We start from the raw sequence: 22,409 nt of genomic DNA, 5'->3' as shown, positions 1-22,409 counted from the left end.
TTGCGTGGCCCGTTCTGCTACGACGAACAACGCCGCCAGGGAGCCGAAAAAGTGTGCAATCGACCCTGTAGCGCTCTCACCCAACTGGTGAACGGTATCGAAGCAGCGAAAGTCAATGCTCATGCGGAGCTCCAGGTGGAAGCGCTTCGAAATTGAGCGGTCAACTGCCGTTTCTAGGTTAAAAGATCTCGAACAGGCTGTTAGACAGTAGTGCAGTGCAATTGTAGCGGTACGGATCGTGCAGGCGTGATGATGTATTGCCAAGGGAACTTCCAGTAAAAACATGTGCAGCCGCTACTGCCGCTGCACCAAATAGAGGGCAGGTGCATGGATTTTCGTCTCAGCAGCGAGCAGCAAGAAACTGTTTCACACATCCATCGTTTTGCCCGCGACGTGTTGTCCGCCTCGGCCAGCGAACGCATCGCGTCTTCCCATTTCGACCGCAACAAGTGGACGCAGGCGTCAGAGATCGGCCTGGCCGGTTTGCCCTTGCCTGAAGAGTGGGGCGGTTCCGGCTTCGGTGCGCTCGATACCATGCTCGCGGTGGAGGCGCTCGGCCGAGGTTGCGTCGACATGGGGCTGGTGTTCTCCTTGTGTGCACACATGTTCGCTTGCGCTGTGCCGCTGTGGCGCCATGGTTCGCGCGAGCTGCACGAGCGCTACCTGTCTGGCATGGCGAAAGGCAGCCTGATTGCCGCCAATGCGATCACCGAGCCCGGCTCCGGTTCCGACGCATTCGCCATGCGCAGCAGCGCGCGGCGCGACGGCGAGCACTACATCCTCAACGGCGAAAAATGTTTCGTCACCAATGCGCCGGTGGCCGATGTCTTCCTGCTGTATGCGAAGACCGATGCGCACCAATCCTATTTCGGCATCAGCGCCTTTTTGATCCCGCGCGCAACGCATGGCCTCACAGTCACTACCGGTGAGCGCAAGTCGGGCCTGTGCACCTCGCCCTGGGGCAGCGTCCATCTGGACGACTGCAGAGTACCCGCATGGGCGCGCGTGGGCGAGGAAGGCGCGGGCGCGAGCATCTTCCATGACTCCATGATCTGGGAGCGCGGCTGCCTGTTTGCCGCCTATGTCGGCGCGATGGAGCGCGTGCTTGAGCAATGCGTCACGCATGCGCGCGAACGCAAGCAGTTCGGCCGTCCGATCGGACACAACCAGGCGGTGTCGGACCGGCTGGTCGACTTCAAGCTGCGCCTGGAAACATCGCGCCTGCTGCTGTACCGCGCCGGCTGGCTCTACGATCAGGGCCTGCCGCATGAAGAGGCGATCGCACAAAGCAAGCTGTGGGTGTCCGAGTGCGCGGTGCAATGCGGGCTGGACGCGGTACAGATCTTTGGTGGCGCCGGTGTCTGCAGCGAGACCGGCATCGATCGCTTGCTGCTCGATGCACTGCCGGCGCGCATCTTCTCCGGCACCAATGAAATACAGCGCGAGTTCATCGCACGGCACATGGGGCTGCGTTAGCCCGAATCATTCGGTTTCGCATACGCGCCGGACAACATGGCTTGTCCGTGGCTAGTTGTGTCCAACGGTCTTGCAAAGCTGGCTGTTTGAAGGCAGCTGTTCAACCCAGGAAAAGATAGAGGCAGAAAATGACAACGCAGAAAAAATTCCCCAGCAAGGATTATGAAACAGGTGCAGCGGCCATTCCCGTTGCGGACGATCGCGGTGCAGGGGAAGGCGACCCGGCCGGCGCTTGCGACGTGGTGGTGGTCGGCGGCGGGCTGTCCGGCCTCGCGGCAGCCTGGAAGCTTGCTGGCCATCGCGTGCTGGTGCTGGAGCGGGAGAGCACGGTGGGCGGCGCGGCGCGCAGCGGGCAGCGCGGTGAACTACGCTTCGCCACAGCAGGCAGCTGCTTCCAGGAGCCGGTGCCCGGTTCGGACACGGCGCAATTGCTGAGCGGGCTCGGCTTGTCCAATGCATGGCGCTCCACCGGCGACAGTCAATTCGTGCTGTTCAACACACACCATCTGCTGCGCGGTCTGGGGGAGGTCACACTGGGGCTGCTGAAGCAGCCGAAGGAGTTGCTGAACCCGGCGATGTATGGACTGACATGCAACCTGCTCGGCGCCGCATTGCGCGGCAAGAAATTCATCGCGGCGCCGAAGAAGCTGGGCGATCCGGTGTTTGCGGAACTATATGCCTACCTGCAGCGCTTCCGCAAGGATGGCGGCAAGTATCCGGCGCTACCGTGGCAAGCCGGATGCGGCTGGACGCGCGAGGAGATGGAACAGTTCGACTCGATCTCGCTGGCCGAACTATTGTTCGATGAGAAAGTGCGTGCGCGGCTGCCAACGGCGCTGGTGCCGGATGTGAAGTTCGGCCCGCTGGTGCGCGATGCGGTCGAGACGACCCTGAAAGTGGAATGTCTGTCGGTGGCGGATGTGTCCGCCTATGTCGGGCTGCACTTCCTGGTCGGCTACTTGTATGGCACGCTGGTGACCTTCCCCGGCGGGAACGGTTATCTCAGCGAACGTCTGCAGGCGGCGTTGCGCGAGCGTGGCAACTGCCGTATTGCAACCGGTGCGCGCGTGCAGACGGTTGCGCGTGATGGCGAACGTTACCGCATCACCTTTGAACGTGGCGGCGTGCAGAGCGAGGTCAGCGCCGGCGCGGTGGTGTGGGCCGCGCCCAAGCATGCAGCACTGGATGCGGTCTCCGGTTTGCCGGCGCAGCAGCAGCAGGCGATACGTGAGATCGAGCACCGCGACTACTGCATCGCCAACGTCTACCTGCGCAACCCTGCCTGGACTGAATACTTCGGCGGCTATGTGATCGAAGGAGATACCGCCGCCGCTGCGCCGCTGGCTTGGTGCCGCAGCAGCGTGTGCGTGGTCGCCAACTGGCTGGACCGCGACGACGGCAAGAAAGCCGGTGTGCTGACCTTGCTGAAGCCGGTGGCGGATCGGCTCAACCAGGGCAAACTCGGCAAGACAGAGTTTGCGCAGCTGCAGCAGGCGACCTTGCAAGAAGTGTCGGAAATGCTGCAGGCGAAGGGACTATCCTCTGACGAGGTGGAAGACATCCGGATCTGGCGCTGGCCGCGGGCCTTGGTGGTCGCTTCGCGCGGGCAAATGAAAGCCGACTTGTTTGTGCAGGCGTCGCAGCCGGTGGGTGGGGTTTCCTTTGCGAACCAGGACAGCGTCGGCATCGGCAACCTGGAGAGCGCAGTGAGCGCAGGGTTCGCTGCGGCACAACAGGCGCAGACATACCTGCAGCGCACGGCGGCCGGGACGATGGTGGCGCAAGCACTGCCTTCCGGCCTGCATGTGATGGAAATTGCCGGCAACCCTGCGGCCGGCGTGCAGCGTTTCGGCGGCAAGGCTAACTCGCTCAATACCTTGATCGGCGCCGGCTTCCCGGTGCCACGCGCCTATTGCGTGACGGTCGATGCCTGTCATGATTTTTTGCAGGCATCCGGATTGGCGGCCTGGATCGACGGCATGGACAAGGTCGACCGCGACAGCTGCGCCGAGATCCGCGCACGCATTGCGCAAGCGCCGTTGCCGCCCGCGCTGCAGGAGGCGATCGTCGCCGCCTATCGCGAACTCGGTAGCGGCCGGGTCGCGGTGCGATCTTCCGCCGTCAATGAAGACGGCGATGCACAATCATTTGCAGGCCAGTACGACACCTTCCTGCACGTGGAGGGCGAGAGCGCGCTGCTCGATTGCGTCAAGCGTTGCTGGGCGTCGCTGTGGAACGAACGCGCGCTTGCCTATCAGGGAAGCAAGCGGGCCGACGGCGGCATCGCGGTGGTGATCCAGCAGATGATCGTTGCCGATGCTGCCGGCGTGCTGTTCACCGCCGACCCGATCAGCGGCGATGCCGGGCGCACGGTGATCGAATCTTGCTGGGGATTGGGCGAGGGCGTGGTGTCGGGCCAGGCGAGCACCGATACCTATGTGGTGGACAGCGACAGTCATGCGCTGATCGAGCGAATTATCCGGGCCAAGCCGGTGATGTGTGCGCGCACTGCCGATGGCGTCGCGATGCAGGAGGTAGCGCCGCCATTCGTTGATCAGCCGAGCCTGAGCGATATGCAGGCATCCGAACTGGCGGCCTGTGCCGCACGGATTCGCCGCCATTACGGCTGCGAACTGGATATCGAATGGGCACTGAAGGATGACAGTATCTGGATACTGCAGGCGCGGCCGATCACGGTGACTGCTTCCAGCGCCGGCAAGCAGTACGGCGACGCGCAGGAAACCAGTCAGCAGGTGCGCGACAACACGATGTTTTCGCGCATGGACACCGGCGAAATCCTGACCGGGCTGATGACGCCGCTCGGACTGTCCTTCACCCGCTTCTACCAGCACCACGTGCACGGCCCGGCTGTGAAGACCATGGGCTTGCTCGACATCGGCAGCTCGCAGTATTACGTCGGCTACCTGCAGGGGCATGTGTACCTGAACATTTCCGCATCGGCGCGGCTGCTGACGCAATGCCCTCCCACGCACGAGCCGATGAAGTTCACGCGGCGCTACGCGACAGCCGACGTCGACTTCACGCACTACAAAAATCCCTACGGCGAACCGGTGTCCGGGTTCCAATTCTTCAAGAGCAGCCTCTACTGGATGGTATGCCAGGTACATAATTTGGCCACTGCCGGCGGCACGGTGAACAAGATGATCGCCTTGCGCCAGCGCGAAACTGAGCGCTTCGGCAAGCTGGATCTCGAGAAGATGAGCCTGCCGCAGCTCGATGCCGAACTGCAGCGCATCGACCGCTACTTCCTCGCATCCTGCGCGGCCTACATGCCGTTCTTCCTGCAATCGTTCGCGCTGTACGATGCGCTGGCGGAGCTGTGCGAGAAGTGGCTGGGGAACGAAGGCAAAGGGCTGCAGAACCGCATCAAGGCATCGATGAACAGCCTGCGTACCATCGAGGTGACGCGTGGCGTGTGCGAACTGGCAGCGCACGTCGAGCGCTTGCCGGTGCTGCGCACCCTGTTCCTGGAGACGCCGCTGGCGCAGTTGGCGGATAGCTTGCAGCAGCATGCAGAGGGGCGCCGTTTCTGGGACGAGCATTTCGGCGCCTTCCTCGCGGAGTTCGGTTCGCGTGGCCGCCAGGAATTCGAACTGAGCATTCCGCGCTGGAACGACGATCCGACCTATCTGTTGCAAATCATCCGTCTGTACCTGAGCAGCGATGTGCAGCTTGAATCGCGCCTGGCGACGATCGACAAGGCGCGCGAAGAAGACACGCGGCAATTGCTGGACAAACTGCCGCTCAAGGCAAGGATGACATTCCGCTTCGTGATCGCCGCCTACGCGAAGATGGCGGAACGGCGCGAAGCGACGCGTCCGACCTACATCGCCGAGACCTGGTTCTACCGCAAAATCATCGTCGAGGTGCTGCGCCGCGTCGCGGCGGAGGGTGTGTGTGGCATACAGGACCTGGCGTACATCGATTTCAACGAATTGCGCGATTACGTGGCCGGGCGCAAAACGGCGCAGCAGGCATTTGCTCCGCAACTGATTGCGCGCAACCGCCAGCAGCATCTGCTCAACGAGCGCCTGCAGGAACCGCCAATGGCGCTGATCGGCGGCCATGTGCCGCGCCTCGACGATCAGGCGTTGCTGGACGCGGCGCAGGGCGACCTGCTGCATGGCCTCGGCGCCAGCCCCGGCGTGGCGGTGGGGCGCGCCCGCGTGATCACCGACCTCAATCGCCAGGTGGGCGAATTCCGCCAGGGCGAAATTCTGGTGGCACGCTTTACCGATGCATCGTGGACGCCGCTGTTCGTGCTGGCGGCCGGGGTGGTCGCGGACATCGGCTCGGCCTTGTCGCACAGCTCCATCGTGTCGCGCGAGTTCGGTATTCCGGCGGTCGTCAATGCGAAGCAGGCGACCCAGACCATACGCACCGGCGACCTGATCTACCTCGACGGTGACGGCGGCGTGGTGCGCATCGAGGAACGCGTTGCCGATACCGACCAAGCGCTGGTCGAGCAGAGAGCGAGCGCATAAACATTCGGTAGTGATCTCCGCAGATTTCAATTTTCCACTAAAGGACAGAAATATGGATATGACGGCTATAGGCGTGGTTGTTGTCACGCGCCGCCGCGAGTTCTTTGAAACCGGTTTCAGTGTGTTGAACGATGTGCGCGGCGACGTATTCCAGCACGTGGAAATTGATGCCGACATCGACTATGCACCAGCGCAGTCGGTCTCGAACCCGGTATATCGCGAGGCGTGCGACAAGGCGGTGCGCTTCCTCGCCGCGCGTCAGGAACGCCTGGCGATCAAGGTGATCCAGGCCGACAGTCTGGAGGCGGCGTTCGGCAAGATTACCGCCACGCCCACGCAGGGCGGCTTCCAGGTTGGCATGCTGTTCATCGATTACGCCGATCCGCTGTACGATGGCATCAGCCCGCAAGAAATCGACGAACAGCTTGCCAGCTTCCACACGCGCCTGCAGGAGGCGGCGGTGCCGGCATTCTGCTCGTCGTTTTCGACGGCGGTATTCGCCTCGCCGCAAGAGAACCGCATCCGCTACCAGCCGATGGAATACATCGAATGCATCCTGCCGTCCGACAGGGCAGTGCTGCAGACGCAGTTGCTCTGCCTGTGGATGGATTTCCTCGAACACAGTTATGTCAATCGCCGCGCCAAGACCGACACACGCGGCCTGCGCAGGAATACGCTGGCCGCTTTCCTGACCGGCTTCCTGTCCGCGCGCGCCGGCAGTGACTGGCTCGGTTTTTACTTCACCGGTTCGCTGGTGTCGAATCTGATCACTTATTTTGACGTGGAAGCGAACCGGCTTGGCGCGCTGGTGCTACGTGGACCGAGCGAACACAGCCTGGCTTGCGGCGCGCTGGCCAACTGGCAGCTGTACAAGAAGCCGTTCGCAGTGATCGTTACCAGCGGCATGATCGACGAATTCCGGGGTACGCTCGCCAACCTGCGCGAGGCGCGCGCCAAGGGCTTCATCGTCTGCGCGGAAAACCGTGCCAGCCAGTGGTTTGCGTTCCAGGGCACGATTTCCCGCGACGAGGATACGCGTGCGGTGCTGCAGGCGCGCGGCATTGCTTATGTGTACATGGAAGACGCCGACAATATCGCGCAAGACCTTCGACGCGCGGTGGCGCTGTACGACGCAGGGCAGGGGCCGGTGGTGCTGTTGGCGACGCAGGCAGTGCTCGACGCCGGCGACGAACTCGATCCGGCGCTGTTTGCACCTGCGCTCAAGGAGTGCACGGCAGCGCCCGACGAGGCGATGCAGGATGTTTTGCAGGACGTGATGAAGATCATCAACCAAGGGCCGGAACGGCTGCTGTGGCAATGCGGGCCGATGGATGAGGAAGAACTGGCGTTGACCTTGTCGATCGCGGAGCGTGCCGGCATCGCGCTGACCGACTCCCTCACCCATCCCGGTTCGGTGCCGAAGTACCGCGACGGCAAGCGCATTCCAAATTACCTCGGCACGCTGGCAGTGTACGGCTACAGTCCGCGCGTGTACAACTACTTGCATACCAGGGACAAGCTCAATCCGCAGTCGCAGCAATGCCTGTTCTTCATGAAAAGCAAGCTTGGGCAGGTCAGTACGCCGTTTTCGGAAGGCCGGCTGATGCGCAAGCTGAGAATCGTGCAACTGACCCGCAACGCCGCCCACATGTCACCCTTTACCGACCATGGGCTGGTGATGGACTACCGTAGCTTCCTGCGCCATGTGGAGCGCCACCTCGACGTCTCGCCGGCCTTGCGCGAACGCCGCTGCCGGCTGATGGCGTCGGTGGCGGACACGCCGTCGGATGTGGCAAGCAAACTGCCGTCGACACCGATGAGCCCGAACTATTTTTTCGCGCGCCTGAATCACCTGGTGGAAAAGCTGATCGTCGAGCGCGCTTACGACTACACCGGCTTGTACGACGTCGGCCGCTGCGGCATCTCGGCGATCCGCAATGTCGCGCGCACCCGGCGCGGCTTTTCCGGTTGGTACGGACGGGCGCTGATGGGTGATGCGCTGCAGGCCACGCTGAGCGTCGCGTACACCAGCGGCACCAACGTGGTCGCCTTCATCGGCGACGGCGCCAAGGGCCTGGTGCCCGACATTCTGCCGAGCTTTATCGAGAACGCGCTCAATTATCCGGACCGCATGCGCAAGAACTTCACCGTCTTCTACTTTATGAACGGCGGCCACTCGGTGATCAACACCTACCAGGAGCGCATCCTGTTCAACCGCACTTCGCGCCAGATGCGTCTGGTGAACCTGATGTCCGCGGACTGGGAAGAAGACATCTGCGGTCTGCAGGTCTGCGCGCGCACGCTCGACAGCTTCGACGCCGACATGCTGGCCGAGGCGCTGCAGAAGCCGGGGCGCATCAATCTGTTCTCGGTGGTGGTTGGGCATAACAACGAAGGCGACGGCATCAGCCTGGCGACGGCGACCGGATGGCAGCGCGATGCGATGCAGATTGAGCCGGCTGCCGTGGCGGAAGATGTGCCCTTGATCGTGTGACGACAGATAAGGCGTGCGCGGACGGGCTGCTTTCCCCTGCCAGGAGGAGGGGATAACGTGTGACGGCAGCTAAATTAATGAACCCCATCAGAAACAAGTATCAGGAAAAACAATGAAATTTGGATTCATCGCACATCCGACGTCGGTCGGACTCAAGCGTTACGTGAAGATGCTCGACCTGCTGCAGCGTCAATCGAAAGACCTGCAAAGCGGCTACCAACGTGACTTGTGGCGCCGCGAAAACATGGTTCCCTTCGTCGACTTCGGCCAGATCCGTTCCGCCACCGGCGCCACCTGCGAAGGCGTCGTGCACTACCTGCCGCTGACCGCTGATGAAATGCTGGCGTCGGCGCGCGAGGTGCAGGAACGCATCTTCGAAGGCATCGATACGCTCGGCAAACAGGGCGCACAGCTGGTCGGCCTGGGAGGCTTCACGTCCATCATCGGCAAGCGCGGCCTGGTCACCGCCGAGCGCGCCAGCCTGCCGGTCACCAGCGGCAATTCGCTCACGACCTATGCCGCTTACAAGGCCCTGCTGCAGGTGTTCGAATGGCTGCAACTACGCCCGCAGGAGGCACAGGTGGCGATTGTCGGTTACCCCGGCTCGATCTGCCTGTCTCTGGCGAAACTGTTGCTGGCGCAAGGCTGCCGCCTCGACCTGTTGTACCGCAGCGGCAGCGCCAGTCGGGATGAATTGCTGGAACACTTGCCGTCGAGATGGCATGCGCAGGTGACGCTGCGCGACAGCATCGACGACTGCTATGCGAACAACCGCATCTTCGCATCGGCTACCTCGTCCGGCGACGTGATCGACGAGGCGCGCCTGCTGCCGGGTTCGATCGTGGTCGATATTGCCTTGCCGCGCGATGCGGTCCGCAGCTCGCCGCCACGTACCGACACGCTGGTGATCGACGGCGGCTGCATGACCGCCTCGCCGCAGGTGAAGCTGGGCGGGGAATCATTGAACATGGCGATCAAGCAGCAGATCAACGGCTGCCTGACCGAGACCATGGTGCTGGCCCTGGAAGGGCGCGCCGAGTGCTTTTCCATCGGGCGCACGCTGGAGCCGGAAAAGGTGCTGGAGATCGGTGCGCTGGCTGAGCGCCACGGCTTTTACGCATTCCCGCTGGCGTCCTGGGGTGAGCGCATCAATGAGAAAATCATCAGCGGCCTGGCTCGTTATCACCGGCGCCAGGAGTCGGCTCCGGCACAGGCGGATGACGGCGAACAGCGTCGTACCCAGACGCTGCAGCGCTACCGCAGCCACATCAATCCAATGCTGGCCGACTTCCTCGGCATGCAGCGCTGCGATCATGTGTTCGATCGCGCCGAGCAATGCACGCTGACCGATACCGAAGGCCGGCAATTCCTCGACATGGTGTCCGGTTACGGTTGCCTGAACCTCGGCCACAATCCGCGCATCGTGACCGATGCGATCCAGAAGTTCCTGACCGATTCGACGCCCAACTTCGTGCAATACGTGTCCTTGCCGCAGGAGACCGCAAGGCTGGCCGAGCGCTTGTGCGCGATTGCGCCCGGCGAACTCGAGCGTGTGTTCTTCAGCAACTCCGGCACCGAAGCGGTGGAGGCGGCGCTGAAACTGGCGCGTGCCGCCACCGGCCGCACCCGCTTCGTGTACGCGCAAAACAGTTACCACGGCAAGACGCTGGGCGCCTTGTCGGTGACCGGCCGCGAAAAGCACAAGAAGCATTTCCGGCCGCTGGTGCCGGGCTGTGTCGGCGTCGCTTTCGGCGATCTCGAGGCATTGCGCAACGAATTGCTATCCGAAGAGGTGGCGGCCTATATTGTCGAACCGATCCAGGGCGAGGGTGGCGTCAAGATGCCGCCGGCCGGTTACCTGGCGGCGGCGCAAGAGATCTGCCGCCAGACCGGCACGCTGTTGATCGTCGACGAGATCCAGACCGGGCTGGGACGCACCGGCCGCATGTTCGCCAGCGAGTGGGAAGGACTTGAGCCGGACATTATGGTGCTGGCGAAATCGCTGTCGGGCGGCTTGATCCCGATCGGCGCCACGCTCAGCAGCGCGCAGGTATGGGATGCCGCCTACGGCACCATGGGCCGTTTCCTGCTGCACACATCCACCTTCGGTGGCTGCAACATCGCCGCGGTCGCCGGCCTGGCCGCGCTCGACGGCCTGCATCAGCAGGGTCTGGCCGAACGCGCGGACGAACTCGGCACCTACTTCAAGGCGGAGCTGGAAAAAGCCACCGAGCACTACCCGTTCATCGCCGAAGTGCGCGGGCGCGGCCTGATGCTCGGCATCCAGCTCGACAACGATTTCGCGGGCGCGGTGGAAGCCTGCGCACGCGAATTCGGCACGCGCCTGCCGGGCGACTGGCACCTGACCTACCGTTTCTTCCCCGATGAAGTGAAGCAGCACCTGGCCGATGCGATGAGCAAGATGGAAGAGTCGCTGGCCGAGATGTTCTGCATGCGCTTCGTCACCAAGCTCAGCAATGACCACGGCATCCTCACCTTCGTCACGGCCAATAGTTCGACCGTGATCCGCATCCAGCCGCCGCTGGTGATCAGCCGGGAAGAAATCGATCACTTCGTGCGTTCGTTCGCGACCGTCTGCGAAGAAATGTCCACCTTTTTAAATTAATGGGAACCGAAACATGGAAATGAATAAAGAGCAGATCGTTGACTTGATGATGGGATTTTTCAAGACCAAGACGATTACTGCCGCCCTGGAACTGAAAGTCTTCGACGCGCTGGAGCAAGGCCCGGCAACGGCAGAAGCCATTTGCGAGCACCGCAAGATTCCGCTGCAATCCGGCAAGCGCCTGCTGATCGCCTTGACTGCCATCGGCCTGCTGGCGAAGGAGGAGGATCATTTCAGCCTCACCAAGGCCGCGCGCGACTACATGGTGAGTGGTTCAGCGCAATGGCTGGGCTGGCTCGGCCGCCATATCGATACCTTCCTGTATCCGCTGTGGTCACATACGGCGCAAGGGGTGCATGAGGACAAGGATCAGCGTCAGGCGGCTTTCGGTGATGAGCGCAGCTGGTTCAGCATCCTGTACCAGAACCCGCAGGATGTCGTTGATTTCCAGGAATTCCTCGGCATTTTCGCGCAACCCTTTATCGAGGGCATGCTGCAGGGATTCGATTTTTCCGGCTACAGCAAATTCATGGATATCGGCAGCGGCATCGGCACCTTGCCGATGGCTGTCGCTGCGCGCTATCCACAGCTTGGCCTGAGCATCTGCGAACTGCCGCAGGCGACCAGCTTCGTGCGCGACAAGATCGCCGAGCATGGTTATGCCGAGCGCATCAAGATCGTGGCGGGCGACGTCATCAGCGGCACCATCCCCAAGGGGGAACACGACCTGATTCATCTCGGCTGGATGCTGCACGACTATGCGCCGGACATCCAGATGCAGATCCTTCGTCACATCCACGAGGCGCTGCCGGCGGGCGGCACCTTCATCGCCAGCGAGACACCGTTGGCCGATGACGAAAGCGGCCCACTGTTCACGTCGCTGCTGTCGATCAACATGCTGGTGTCCACTGACGGCGGCATCGAATCGACCTGCGCGCAATACCTGCAACGCTTCACGGAAGCGGGCTTCGTCAATGCAAGGGTGCAGGCGATACCGGGGCCGCGCACCTTGTTCATCGGCGAAAAGCGGAAATGAGCGCGCCTGTCAGCAACCTGAAAACATCATCGAAGGAGAGGACACCATGTTAGGAAACAAGCTTCTCGCGTATATCGCGGAGAACTACCTCGGCGGCGAGTGCCAGCAGTTTGCGTTGGACACGCCCTTGCTGGAATTGAACATCATCGATTCCAGTGCCTTGTTCGATCTGGTCGACCTGCTGCGGCGGGAAGCCGGCGTGACGGTGCCTCTGAAGGAGGTGGTCCCGAGCAATTTCAAATCGGTGCAGCACATGCTCGATCTGGTCGAGCGCTTGCAAAGCGAAAGCCGGCCGGCACTGGCAGCGGCAGCGGGGGGAGCATGATGAACGAGCAGGTAATCGACCATATCGCAACGCCGGACGCAGGACTGCAGGCGTATGTGCTGGGCATGTTCCAAACCCACACCGGCTACGCACGCGCCGACCTCGTGCCGGATGCTGATTTCGAGAGCGATCTCGGGATCGACTCGGTGACGCTGGCCACAACCCTTGCGGAGCTTTACAAGGCGCTCGGCCTGCCCAGCCGGCAAAATCCGCAACAGACAAGCACGATTGCGCTGGTGCTGGCGCATATCGGGCAATGCCTGGAACAGGACGGAAAGACGCTTGCCTTGCCGCAGCGACCCTGCGTGCCGGAGCACGCAGCCGATGCGCTGACGACGGCGGTCATCGCCGCCTACAGCCGCCACACCGGTTACAAGCCGGGCGACCTCGCGCCGGATGCCGAGCTGGAGAGTGATCTCGGCATCGACTCCGTTACCCAGGCAGCCGTGTTGTCCGAGCTTCCCAAGTTGCTTGGGATTGCCGCCGTCACTTTTCCCACAGGCTTGACCAGCATTGCACAGGTCATCGCGCATCTGCGCCCTCTCGTGCACCTGGACATGCTGGAACCGGCAGCGCCGGCAATGGCAGTGCCGTCGGCGACGGAAGAAAAGAAGTGGTCGGAGTTCATCGACAACCTCGGCCATGCTGACGCCAGTGCGCTTTCCGTGGCGGCAGAGCCGGCAGCGGACGACGCGCGTACGATGAGGGATTTCGTCAACATCCCGCATCGCGACCTGTTCCACAAGGCGCGCGAGTTCAATACCTTCTATCAGCGCAAGCAGCAAGAACAGTTGTACTGGTACGGCATGCCGCTGGAATCGCGCTGCAGCAACCGTGCGGTGATCTACGACGAGGTCAGCGGCAAGCGCCGGGAATTCCTGATGTTTGCGTCGAACAATTACCTGGGCCTGGCGAATCATCCGGAAGTGATCGAGGCGATCGTCAAGGGCGTGCGCGAATACGGTGCCACCAATACCGGTTGCCGCCTGATCGGCGGCACCAATGTGCTGCACATGGAACTGGAGCGGCGGCTGGCGAAGCTCAAGGGCAGGCAGGCATGTATCGTCTACCCGTCCGGCTATTCCGCCAACCTGGGTTGCATTTCCGCGCTGGCCGGGCAGAACGATCTGATCTTTACCGATGCGCTGAACCACATGAGCATCCAGGACGGCTGCAAGCTGGCCGGCGCAGCGCGCAAGATTTATCCGCACGACCTGGACGGACTGGAAAATATTCTACAGAAATATGCCGACCACGACGGCGGCAAGCTGATCGTCACCGACGGCGTGTTCAGCATGCACGGCGATGTGGTCGACTTGCCGCGCCTGGTCGCGCTGGCGAAGCAATACGGTGCGCGGGTCTTGATTGACGATGCGCATTCCACCGGTGTGCTTGGCCGCACCGGTTCGGGCACCACCGAGCATTTCGGCATGAAGGGCGCGGTGGACCTGGAAGTCGGCACCATGAGCAAGACCTTGGCTGGCGTCGGCGGCTTCGTTTGCGGCGACGAGGAGGTGGTCGATTACCTGCGTTTCTATTCGCATTCCTATGTGTTTGCAGCCACTATCCCGGCGGCGGTCGCGGCCGGCCTGATCGCCGCGATCGACGTGATGGAGCGAGAGCCGCAGCGCATCAGCAAGCTGTGGCGCAACGTCCATCACTTGCGCGGCCATTTGCTGGAAGCCGGGTTCGACCTTGAGCATTCCGCCAGCGCGATCATCCCGGTGGTGGTCGGCGATGATCGCAAGACGCTGGAATTTGGACGCGCGGCGCGTGCACGCGGCTTGTATTGCCAGACCGTGGTGTTTCCCGGCGTCGCTGTCGGCGATGCGCGTTTGCGCATCAGCGTGAGCTGCGAGCACACGGCCGATGATCTCGATGAGGCGGCGCAGATACTGGTGGATGCGGCCAAGGAGGTGGGGGTGGAGGTGCGGGGATAGGTGTTCAGGTGAAGGACTGACGGTTCCTCCCCCTCTGTAAGGGGGGAGGTGCCGTATCCCGGATCGCAATCTGCGCGCACGGGAACGGCACAGGACCGGGTACCCTCTTTTTTACAAAGAAGTGCAGCACCTCAATCTAATTAACAAAAGAACATGAGCACTCCAACCTTCACCCCAGTCATTGATTACCTGCGCAGCGCCGCGCAGCAACATCCCGATCGTCCTGCGTTCGTTGATCCTGACGCCATCAGTTATAGACAGTTCTACCAGGCCGTGCGCCAGCGCGCTGCCCATTTTGCGCGCCATGGAACACAGCATGGCGACCGCGTCGCCATCTGGCTGCCGAAATGCCGGGACTATGCCTTGTCGCTCTATGCGGCGATGGAAATCGGCGCCGTCTATGTGCCGCTGGACGGCACGCAGCCGGCGCAACGCGCAAGGAAAATCCTGGACAGCGCCGAACCGACGGTGCTGGTCACGGATGCCGCACATTTCCGTGCGCTGGACGGATGGCAGTGCGATACGCTGAAACTGGTGCTGATCGTGGATGATGTGCCTGGCGATGATGCGCCGCTTGGTCACACTGCGATCATGAAGCTTGCCGCAATACAGCCGTCGGTCGAACTGGCGCCGCCATTCGCCGCCGCTGTGGACGATCTCGCCGCCATCCTGTTTACCTCCGGCTCGACAGGCGTGCCGAAAGGCGTGCAGATCAGCTACGCTAACCTGCACAGTTTCATCGCTTGGGCACTGGCGGAATTGAAGATGACGCCGCACGACGTCTTCGCCAACCATGCCGGTTTTCATTTCGACCTGAGCACCTTCGATTACTTCGCCGCTGCCGCAGTCGGCGCTGCGGTATGGATCGTGCGCGAGGACGAGCAGCGCGATCTGGCGGCACTGATCGCCGGCATCCGGCGACACAAGGTCAGCGTCTGGTACAGCGTGCCGTCGGCACTCGCGCTGCTCGCTGGCAGCGGCGAGCTGACATCCGAGCTTGCCGCATCGTTGCGCCATGTGCTGTTCGCTGGCGAGGTATTCCCGATACGGCAACTGCAGGCATTGAAATCCTGCCTGCCTGCGGCATGCGCGCTGTATAACCTGTACGGCCCGACCGAGACCAACGTCTGCTTGTACTACCACGTGCGCGACGCTGACATGGCCCGCGATAAGCCAGTCTATATCGGCAGCACGCTGCCCGGCGTGATTGCGGAAATTGTCGACGCGGACGGGAAGCCGGTCAGCGGCGAACATGCGATCGGCGAACTGGTCGTTTCTGGCGCGTGCGTGACGCCGGGCTACTGGCGCCGGCAGGAAGCGGCCAATCACGTCAACCACCAGCACGGGCGGCATGCCACAGGCGACTTGGTCGGCATCGAGAACGGCTTGCTGTACTACCACGGCCGCAAGGACCGCATGCTCAAGCTCAACGGCAACCGTATCGAGCTGGGCGAAATCGAAGCGGTGCTGGGCGCGATGCCGGGTATCGCAGAAGTCGCGGTCGTGGCCCAGTGCGCGGGGGATACGCAACACCTCGTTGCCTGTTACACGCTGCGGCATGCCGGCGAACGACTTGGCGTGCTCGATATCAAGAGCTACTGCAGCGCCCGCCTTCCGCGCTACATGATTCCCAGGCTGGCCCGGCAACTGGAAGAATTGCCGAAGAATGCGAATGGCAAGATCGACTACCGCGCGCTGGAGCAACTGACTCGCCCCACCAGCGACAGCGCAGCCATGCCGCATGCGGGCGAGCGCAACGACATCGCCAGCGCCGATGCATAAGCCGCCGGTGTTCGAGCCGATCGCGATCGTCGGCATCGGTTGCCTGTATCCCCAGGCGCGCGGCAAGGATGCGTTCTGGCGCCAGCTGCAGGCGGGGACGTCTCACTTTGCGCCGCTGCCGCTGGCACGTTACTGGGACACTGACGGCAAGGTGCGCGAACAGTTGCGAGGATGGCACGGCGCCTTTTTCGACGAGATGGAAGTCGATTTCAAGCGCTTCCGCATTCCGCCGGCCTACCGCAAATCGGTATCGCACATGATGTTGATGCTGTTGCAGGTGGCGGACGAGTGCGTGCGCGATGCCGGGTATGACAAGCGCGATCTGCCGCGCGATGAGGTGGCCGTCATGTGCGGCACCTGCTTCGGCTTCGACAGCACCATCGCCAACGCATTGAAGGTGGAAGGCGTGCGCCTGGCGCATGAACTTGCTGGCAGCGCCGATCAATTTTCGCGCCTGAAGGAGACATTGCGCGAGCGCTTCGGTTCCTCCTCGCATGACCGGGTCGGCGAAATGGCAAGCAGCATTCCGGCGCGCATTGCATCCTTCCTGTCGCTGCGTGGTCCGGTGCAGGCAATGGAATGCGCGGATGCGACCGGCTACGCGCTGCTGGAGGCGGCCAGCCTGTCGCTTCACAGCGGCCAGAGCAGGGCAGTCATCGTCGCCAGCGGACAACGCATCGAGAGCCTCCTGACGCCGTTGGCACTGGCAAGAAAGGGTTTTACCGGCGCCTGCGGCGGCCACCCTTTTGCGCAGGACGGAGCAGGCACGCCCATGGGCGAAGGCGCCACCGCGCTGCTGCTCAAACGCTTGTCCGATGCGCGACGCGACAACGACCGCATCTACAGCGTGCTGCGCGGCATGGGTGCGGCAAGGCAGGACGTGCCGGGGGCTTTGGCGTATGCAGTTGATGGCACGGCGGCGTTCCATGTGATCAATGAAGCTTGTGCACAGGCGGACGTGACGGCGGCGGCGCAACAGTATATCGACTGCGTGCTGCCCGGCATCGGCAGCCAGGCGCCGCAGTTGTTGAGCGTCTTGAGCGATGCCTGTGCGCAGGGCAAGCAGCGGCCGCTGCAGGTTGGCGCCAGTGTCGCCACATTCGGTCATACCTTTGCCAATGCGGCACTGGCCGCGGTAGCAGGCAGCAGCCTGGCGTTGCACGAAAAAACCTTGCCGCAGATGCGCAGTGCGGCAGCGCTGCATGCGCGTGCCGGTATGGCGTATCCCGATGCTGCGATTGCCTGGCCTGGCGACGCGCCGCAGCTTGCCGGCGTCTTTGGCAGCAGCCTGACCGGCGTGCAATGGCATCTAGTGCTGTCGGCACCCGACAGTGCCAGTCATGCATTGCCGTCCGCTATGCCGCCTGCGCAAGAACAGCAGGAACCGATTGCGATCGTCGGCATCGGCGGTGCCTTCGGTCCCTGCAGCAATAGCGCCGACTTCGCGCAGCGCCTGTTCGACGGCCTTGATGCAGTGCAGCCGCTGCCGGAAAACGTGCTGCCGCGCTCCGCCTATTTTGGCGAAGGCGAGGCCGGTTTGCTGTCGAGCTACGCGGAATACGGCGCTGACCTCAAGCAGCGCGAGCAGTACGATGCCGGTCTTGCCGCATATAAAATATTCCCGAAGCGGGCTGCCGGGCTGGATATCGCGCAAAAGCTGACCCTGCATGTCGCCGCCGAAGCCCTGGCCGATTTCGGCCTGGCGCACAAGCGCGGCAAGCTCGGCCGCACCGCGGTGATGGTCGCCTCCAATCTCAGCCTGGGCCGCGAGCGCGAACTCGCGTGCCGGCTGCACGCGCCTGAACTGGCGCGCACCTTGGGAAGCGCGCCAGATGCCGCTACGGCGGACCACGGCATCGATCATTTCACGCTGGACGGCTACCTTGCCAGCGGCAGTGCGGCACTGGTGTCGGCCTGCTTCGGCCTGGCCGCGATGCCGGTCGCGGTGGAAGCGGCCTGCGCGTCGTCACTGGCAGCGTTCAACAATGCGGTGCTGGCCTTGCGTCGGCATCGCTACGACCTGGTGCTGGCCGGCGGCGTCGAATTGCCGGCCAACCTGCGCGATCTGGTGCTCTGTTCGTCGCAAATGATGCTGTCGCAACAAAGGATAGCGCCGTTTGCCGAGCATGCCGACGGCTTCTCGCCGGGCGATGGCGCGGCGCTGTTCGTGCTCAAGCGGCTCAGCGATGCGCTGCGCGACGGCGACCGTATTCATGCGACGATTACCGGCGTTGGCGGCTCCGCCGATGCAGTGTCGATGACCGCGCCCGATCCGGACGGGCAGGCGCTGGCGATGCGCCGCGCCTTCGCGCAGGCCGGCTATGCGCCAGCGACCGTGCAGTACGTCGAAGCGCACGGTACCGGCACGCGCCTGGGCGATCTGGCGGAACTGACGTCGATCGGCAGCGTGTACGGCGGCGCGCGCGCAGTGCCGCTGCGCATCGGTTCGGTCAAATCCAACATCGGTCATACCTTCGCCGCCGCTGGCGCCGCCGGCTTGCTGAAAACGGTGCTCGCCTTGCAGCGGCATGCGCTGCCGGCCACCCTGCTGCGCCGCCGGATCGATCCGCAGTTGCCGCTGGCGGGCATCCCGGCCGAACTGGTGACCGCCAACACGCGCTGGGATGCGATCGACGGCAGCCGGCGCGCGGCGGTCAGTTCCTTCGGCACCGGCGGCATCAATTACCACCTGCTGCTGCAAGCAGATGGCAGCGTTCACTAACCACGGGAGTCTCACATGCAATCCATCATCCATAAAATCCGCCTGCTTGACATCGGCCATGCGCAGGCTTTCGAAAACTGGGTACTGGACACCGACTATGCGACCTGTCCGGAATTGCCGAGTGTGCGCAGTTTCGCCGTGTACCGGGTCAGTAGCGCGCATGATGCGCCGTTCCACTATATCGAGGTAATCAAGGTGAGCAGCGACGAGGCATTCCAGCGCGACATGGGCAGCGCGAGCTTCGCGCGGCTGGTGGAAGGCTTTTCCACGATGGCGGAAGTGGAGGAGGAAGTCGCCGGCACGCAGCTCGGCGCCGGTTACCGGGCGCCTGCATGAGCGGCATTGCCGCAATCATGTTGCCTCAGACGGAAACGGCTTGCACAGTGGGCATCGGTGACTGCGTTGTCAGCGCAGTGTCGGTCGACGCGGTAGCGCGGCGCGAACATGATCATGTTTACCTCGCACGCATGTTTGGCGATACCGAGCGCGAGCGGCTGCACGGATTGCGGCTGGCCAAGCGGCGCCGCGAATGGATGGCCGGGCGTGTCGCCGCCAAGGCCGCATTACAGCATCTGCATGCGCAGGCCGGTGCCGAATCGCCCTTGCATGCGCTGGTCATCGGCAACAGCAGTGCCGAACACAATCGCGGCCAGCCGGAGACAGCCGGTGCCCATGTCAGCATCAGCCATTCGCAAGGATATGCGGTGGCTGCGGCCAGTGCTTATCCGGTCGGCATCGATATAGAGCGTGTGAGGCCGTTTCCGGATGCAGCACGCGAGATGGCATTTACTGCGCATGAATTGCGCGTCAGCGCCGCCGGCGGTGATGCCGCCTGTACTGCGGTCTGGGCCTTCAAGGAAGCCTTCATGAAGGCACACGGGAAAAGCATATTCGGCTGGTTTGCCGACCTCGAGCTCGAAGCAACCGGCTGCGACGGCCGCTTGGCATGGTGCGTGTCGCCGCGCCTGGTGGCACAGTTGCCGAGCAGCCAAGGATCGCAGCTGAGCGGCTACGGCGGGCTGATCGGCGATTACGCGCTGGCGCTGGTAGGACAGTGCGTGTCACACGGGGAAGGGTAAGGGACGTTCATGGACTTTGTAGAAAACCTGCTACAAGCAGTCGACATTGCGCGCCAGGCGCCGTCGTCGCACAACTGCCAGCCATGGAAGCTGGTGCATATCGAAGACAGGCGGATGCGGGCGCAACTTTTGCCGGCATATGCTTGGCCGGAGCATGGGCAGCTGCTGCTGCTGGGCATCGATCGTAAGCGTACCTTGAGAGCATTACCCAGTCTTACGCTGGAAATGCAGCTCAGTTGCGGCATGTTCCTCGGCTTGTTGAGCGCGGCCTTCGATGCGCTGGGCTTTCACTGCAACTGGCACTGGCTGGATATGCTCGATACGCAGGCCCTGCAATCGCTGGAACAAGGGCATGGCTGCCGGGGCCTGGTGTTGCTTGCTGTGCAGCCGCAGCGCGTTCCAGATGCTACGGCATTCGCCGGGTTGCAAGACAGCGTCCGGCAGCGCCGTACTCATCGCGCGCCGTTTGCCGAGAGCAGTTGCAGTGACATGGTGCTCGCGCAATTGCTGGAACGGCACTGGCCGGAACAGCTGACCGGGGACCAACTGCATATCCGGGTGGAACGCAGCCCGGCCTTCATTGCCCGTGCCGCCGCTTTGGTACGGCAATTCGCGGCGCTGGACTTTTCCAGCTACCGCGCATGGAAGGAAACCTACCGCTACCTGCATTTCGATCCGCGCAAGCCGGCCGAGGACGGTTTTTATCTGCATAGCCTGATGGGACCGATGTCGCCGCTGCGTACGCGCATCATGCAATGTGTGCTGGCGCCGGAGGTCATGCAAGTGCTGCGCATCGTGCGCGTGCCGCATAACATGGCGGCGCAACTGGCGGCGCTGGTAAAAGACTCAGCGCAACTGCTGTTGTGTAGCCTGCCGTCGGACGACCTTGCATCGACGGTGATGGTCCAGGCCGGCGCGCGCCTGATGGAAGTATGGCTGAACGCGCAGCGGCTCGGACTTGCGCTGCACCCGCTCAGCGTGATGCTGCAGCACGACCGGGCGCGCGGCCAATTGCAGCGCCTGGCCGGCGGCGACCGGCGCATGGTTTTCTTCGCGCGCCTCGGTGCGATCAGGCAGCGGCACGGCGAATGCCTGCGTCGGCCGCTTGCCGCCATCATTGAAACCCACGGCGAGACAGTCTGATCCTCCCGCCATCAGTAAGCGCTAAGCCCGTGGCGTGATGTTCATCGGCCAGCATGGCCAGCACAATCTCCTCACGGTCAACAACACGGGGGAGCCATGAACCAGCAAGCATCCACGTCAACCATGGCGCAACGAGAGTCTGGATGGCGTGAGCGTCTGTCGCGCCATGCTTGAACCGGACCTGCCACCGTCCAGGCTCTTCAGGCGTATCCAGCGGGGTGTAGAGCCGATGAGTAGCTGTGTCGCCTTGCCCGTTCCGCGGGGAGGTCGCAAGCACCCGCTTCAGCTCGCCCGATCTGCCGAAGCAACGAGAGAAGAATTCGATACAAGGTACGATGAGTCCGTGCTCGTCACCGAGGAGAAGTTGCTTGACACCATACGAGTACGCGTAGCCGACGTTGATAGCAATGACCTGAACTATGAGTGGGCCGAAACGTGGATTCGCAGGATGAAGCATATCGACAACCTGTCTCCGAACACAATCAGGCACCGACACGGCGCGTTAGCCAGGTGTATCGACTGGGTTTGCCGACGCCATCCGCAGATCCTTCTAGCGAACCCGCCCGGCTTTTCAAGCGCGGCTTCGTAAGCTATACAGCCGAGGACGCGGACCTGGCTGCCGCGAATGGTGGCAAAACAACAGTGGACATTGAGCGCAACAGGCGCGTGGATGCGGACGAGGAGGCGCGAATCATTGCTTGCCTGTCCGAGTCGCCAGATGCGTTAATGCTTTTTTGTACTGGCGCTCGAACCAGCGATGCGGATGCGCGAGTGCGACACACTTGGATCAGATCAGGTCAGTCTTGCGAAAAAGACAATTCATCTGAATCGATTAGTGGCTGGTCACACACTCCAGGCAATCGCGGCGCAGTACGTCTATATCAGACGCAAGGGCAACTTAAAAGTGGAACGCAGATATCGCAGCGTCAGCACCGTACTAAACTGTCCGATGCCCTGAGTTTCATACCCACCAGTTGAGCAGCGTTTCATCGTTCAAATCATCCAAATTCTTGTAGACATTGCAGTAGTAGTACGGGACTCCTGTTTTATCGGTAAAAGCATGCCCTTATACATAAGTCCGTAGCGTTCCAAAAAGTCGTTTACATTCAATGAGTTGCCAGAGGGGCTTGTAAACTTTGCCAAGATCGCGTTTACTCTTGCCTTTTGGGTGGCGCACTTGGACAAGATGACACAGCGGTGGACGGACGACGAATTTGCCGATCTGAATCTTGGCGACGGGCGCCTCAACAAGAGGGCGAGAACATTGATGGACACCTTTGC

13 protein-coding genes are annotated in these 22,409 nt (G+C 62.4%); all 13 read left to right on the top strand.

What is annotated here, in order from left to right:
- Positions 1 to 327 precede the first annotated feature (327 nt).
- On the top strand, positions 328 to 1,476 hold the full coding sequence (pigA, locus tag F2P44_RS02370) for a prodigiosin MBC biosynthesis dehydrogenase PigA (RefSeq protein ID WP_167084714.1): 1,149 nt from the start codon (positions 328 to 330) through the stop codon (positions 1,474 to 1,476).
- 128 nt (positions 1,477 to 1,604) lie between these two features.
- The gene (gene pigC, locus F2P44_RS34855; protein ID WP_187363222.1) at positions 1,605 to 5,981 is read left to right on the top strand and encodes a prodigiosin ligase PigC; all 4,377 of its coding nucleotides are present in this window, start codon (positions 1,605 to 1,607) and stop codon (positions 5,979 to 5,981) included.
- 52 nt (positions 5,982 to 6,033) lie between these two features.
- Positions 6,034 to 8,475, top strand: coding sequence for a prodigiosin MAP biosynthesis protein PigD (pigD, locus tag F2P44_RS02355; RefSeq protein ID WP_167084712.1), 2,442 nt, complete (start codon positions 6,034 to 6,036; stop codon positions 8,473 to 8,475).
- Positions 8,476 to 8,587: 112 nt separating this feature from the next.
- Positions 8,588 to 11,101: a prodigiosin MAP biosynthesis aminotransferase PigE gene (pigE, locus tag F2P44_RS02350; protein WP_167084710.1), complete on the top strand. Its 2,514-nt coding sequence runs from the start codon at positions 8,588 to 8,590 to the stop codon at positions 11,099 to 11,101.
- Between the two features lie 13 nt (positions 11,102 to 11,114).
- Positions 11,115 to 12,137: a methyltransferase gene (locus tag F2P44_RS02345; protein ID WP_167084708.1), complete on the top strand. Its 1,023-nt coding sequence runs from the start codon at positions 11,115 to 11,117 to the stop codon at positions 12,135 to 12,137.
- Positions 12,138 to 12,183: 46 nt separating this feature from the next.
- Positions 12,184 to 12,462, top strand: a complete 279-nt coding sequence (locus tag F2P44_RS02340; protein ID WP_167084706.1) for an acyl carrier protein — start codon at positions 12,184 to 12,186, stop codon at positions 12,460 to 12,462.
- A complete protein-coding gene (locus F2P44_RS02335; protein WP_223164985.1) occupies positions 12,459 to 14,402 on the top strand; it encodes an aminotransferase class I/II-fold pyridoxal phosphate-dependent enzyme in 1,944 nt (647 codons plus the stop codon). Before F2P44_RS02340 ends, F2P44_RS02335 begins: the two co-directional genes overlap by 4 nt.
- A gap of 153 nt (positions 14,403 to 14,555) precedes the next feature.
- The gene (locus tag F2P44_RS02330; protein WP_167084705.1) at positions 14,556 to 16,184 is read left to right on the top strand and encodes a D-alanine--poly(phosphoribitol) ligase; all 1,629 of its coding nucleotides are present in this window, start codon (positions 14,556 to 14,558) and stop codon (positions 16,182 to 16,184) included.
- Positions 16,177 to 18,906, top strand: coding sequence for a beta-ketoacyl [acyl carrier protein] synthase domain-containing protein (locus tag F2P44_RS02325; RefSeq protein ID WP_167084703.1), 2,730 nt, complete (start codon positions 16,177 to 16,179; stop codon positions 18,904 to 18,906). The genes F2P44_RS02330 and F2P44_RS02325 overlap by 8 nt, the downstream gene beginning before the upstream one ends.
- Before the next feature lie 15 nt (positions 18,907 to 18,921).
- The gene (locus F2P44_RS02320; RefSeq protein WP_167084701.1) at positions 18,922 to 19,242 is read left to right on the top strand and encodes a RedY/HapK family protein; all 321 of its coding nucleotides are present in this window, start codon (positions 18,922 to 18,924) and stop codon (positions 19,240 to 19,242) included.
- Positions 19,239 to 19,985 (top strand): 4'-phosphopantetheinyl transferase family protein, encoded by a 747-nt coding sequence (locus F2P44_RS02315; RefSeq protein ID WP_167084699.1) that lies wholly within the window; start codon positions 19,239 to 19,241, stop codon positions 19,983 to 19,985. The genes F2P44_RS02320 and F2P44_RS02315 overlap by 4 nt, the downstream gene beginning before the upstream one ends.
- Positions 19,986 to 19,994: 9 nt before the next feature.
- Positions 19,995 to 21,128, top strand: coding sequence for a nitroreductase family protein (locus tag F2P44_RS02310; protein WP_167084697.1), 1,134 nt, complete (start codon positions 19,995 to 19,997; stop codon positions 21,126 to 21,128).
- 1,186 nt (positions 21,129 to 22,314) lie between these two features.
- On the top strand, positions 22,315 to 22,409 hold a 95-nt coding region (locus tag F2P44_RS36520; protein WP_223164990.1), incomplete at its 3' end, for an IS4/Tn5 family transposase DNA-binding protein.

Origin of the sequence: Massilia frigida (genome assembly GCF_011682175.1) — a bacterium.
Lineage (GTDB): Bacteria > Pseudomonadota > Gammaproteobacteria > Burkholderiales > Burkholderiaceae_D > Telluria_A > Telluria_A frigida.
Note: the sequence above shows the minus strand (reverse complement) of the source record. Positions and strands in the feature narration are given on the sequence as shown.

Coding starts and splice junctions, on each gene's coding strand:
- F2P44_RS02345 (WP_167084708.1), top strand. CDS start 11,115: ATGGAAATGAATAAAGAGCAGATCGTTGACTTGATGATGGGATTTTTC.
- pigE (WP_167084710.1), top strand. CDS start 8,588: ATGAAATTTGGATTCATCGCACATCCGACGTCGGTCGGACTCAAGCGT.
- F2P44_RS02335 (WP_223164985.1), top strand. CDS start 12,459: ATGATGAACGAGCAGGTAATCGACCATATCGCAACGCCGGACGCAGGA.
- pigD (WP_167084712.1), top strand. CDS start 6,034: ATGGATATGACGGCTATAGGCGTGGTTGTTGTCACGCGCCGCCGCGAG.
- F2P44_RS02310 (WP_167084697.1), top strand. CDS start 19,995: ATGGACTTTGTAGAAAACCTGCTACAAGCAGTCGACATTGCGCGCCAG.
- F2P44_RS02325 (WP_167084703.1), top strand. CDS start 16,177: ATGCATAAGCCGCCGGTGTTCGAGCCGATCGCGATCGTCGGCATCGGT.
- F2P44_RS02315 (WP_167084699.1), top strand. CDS start 19,239: ATGAGCGGCATTGCCGCAATCATGTTGCCTCAGACGGAAACGGCTTGC.
- F2P44_RS02330 (WP_167084705.1), top strand. CDS start 14,556: ATGAGCACTCCAACCTTCACCCCAGTCATTGATTACCTGCGCAGCGCC.
- pigA (WP_167084714.1), top strand. CDS start 328: ATGGATTTTCGTCTCAGCAGCGAGCAGCAAGAAACTGTTTCACACATC.
- F2P44_RS02340 (WP_167084706.1), top strand. CDS start 12,184: ATGTTAGGAAACAAGCTTCTCGCGTATATCGCGGAGAACTACCTCGGC.
- pigC (WP_187363222.1), top strand. CDS start 1,605: ATGACAACGCAGAAAAAATTCCCCAGCAAGGATTATGAAACAGGTGCA.
- F2P44_RS02320 (WP_167084701.1), top strand. CDS start 18,922: ATGCAATCCATCATCCATAAAATCCGCCTGCTTGACATCGGCCATGCG.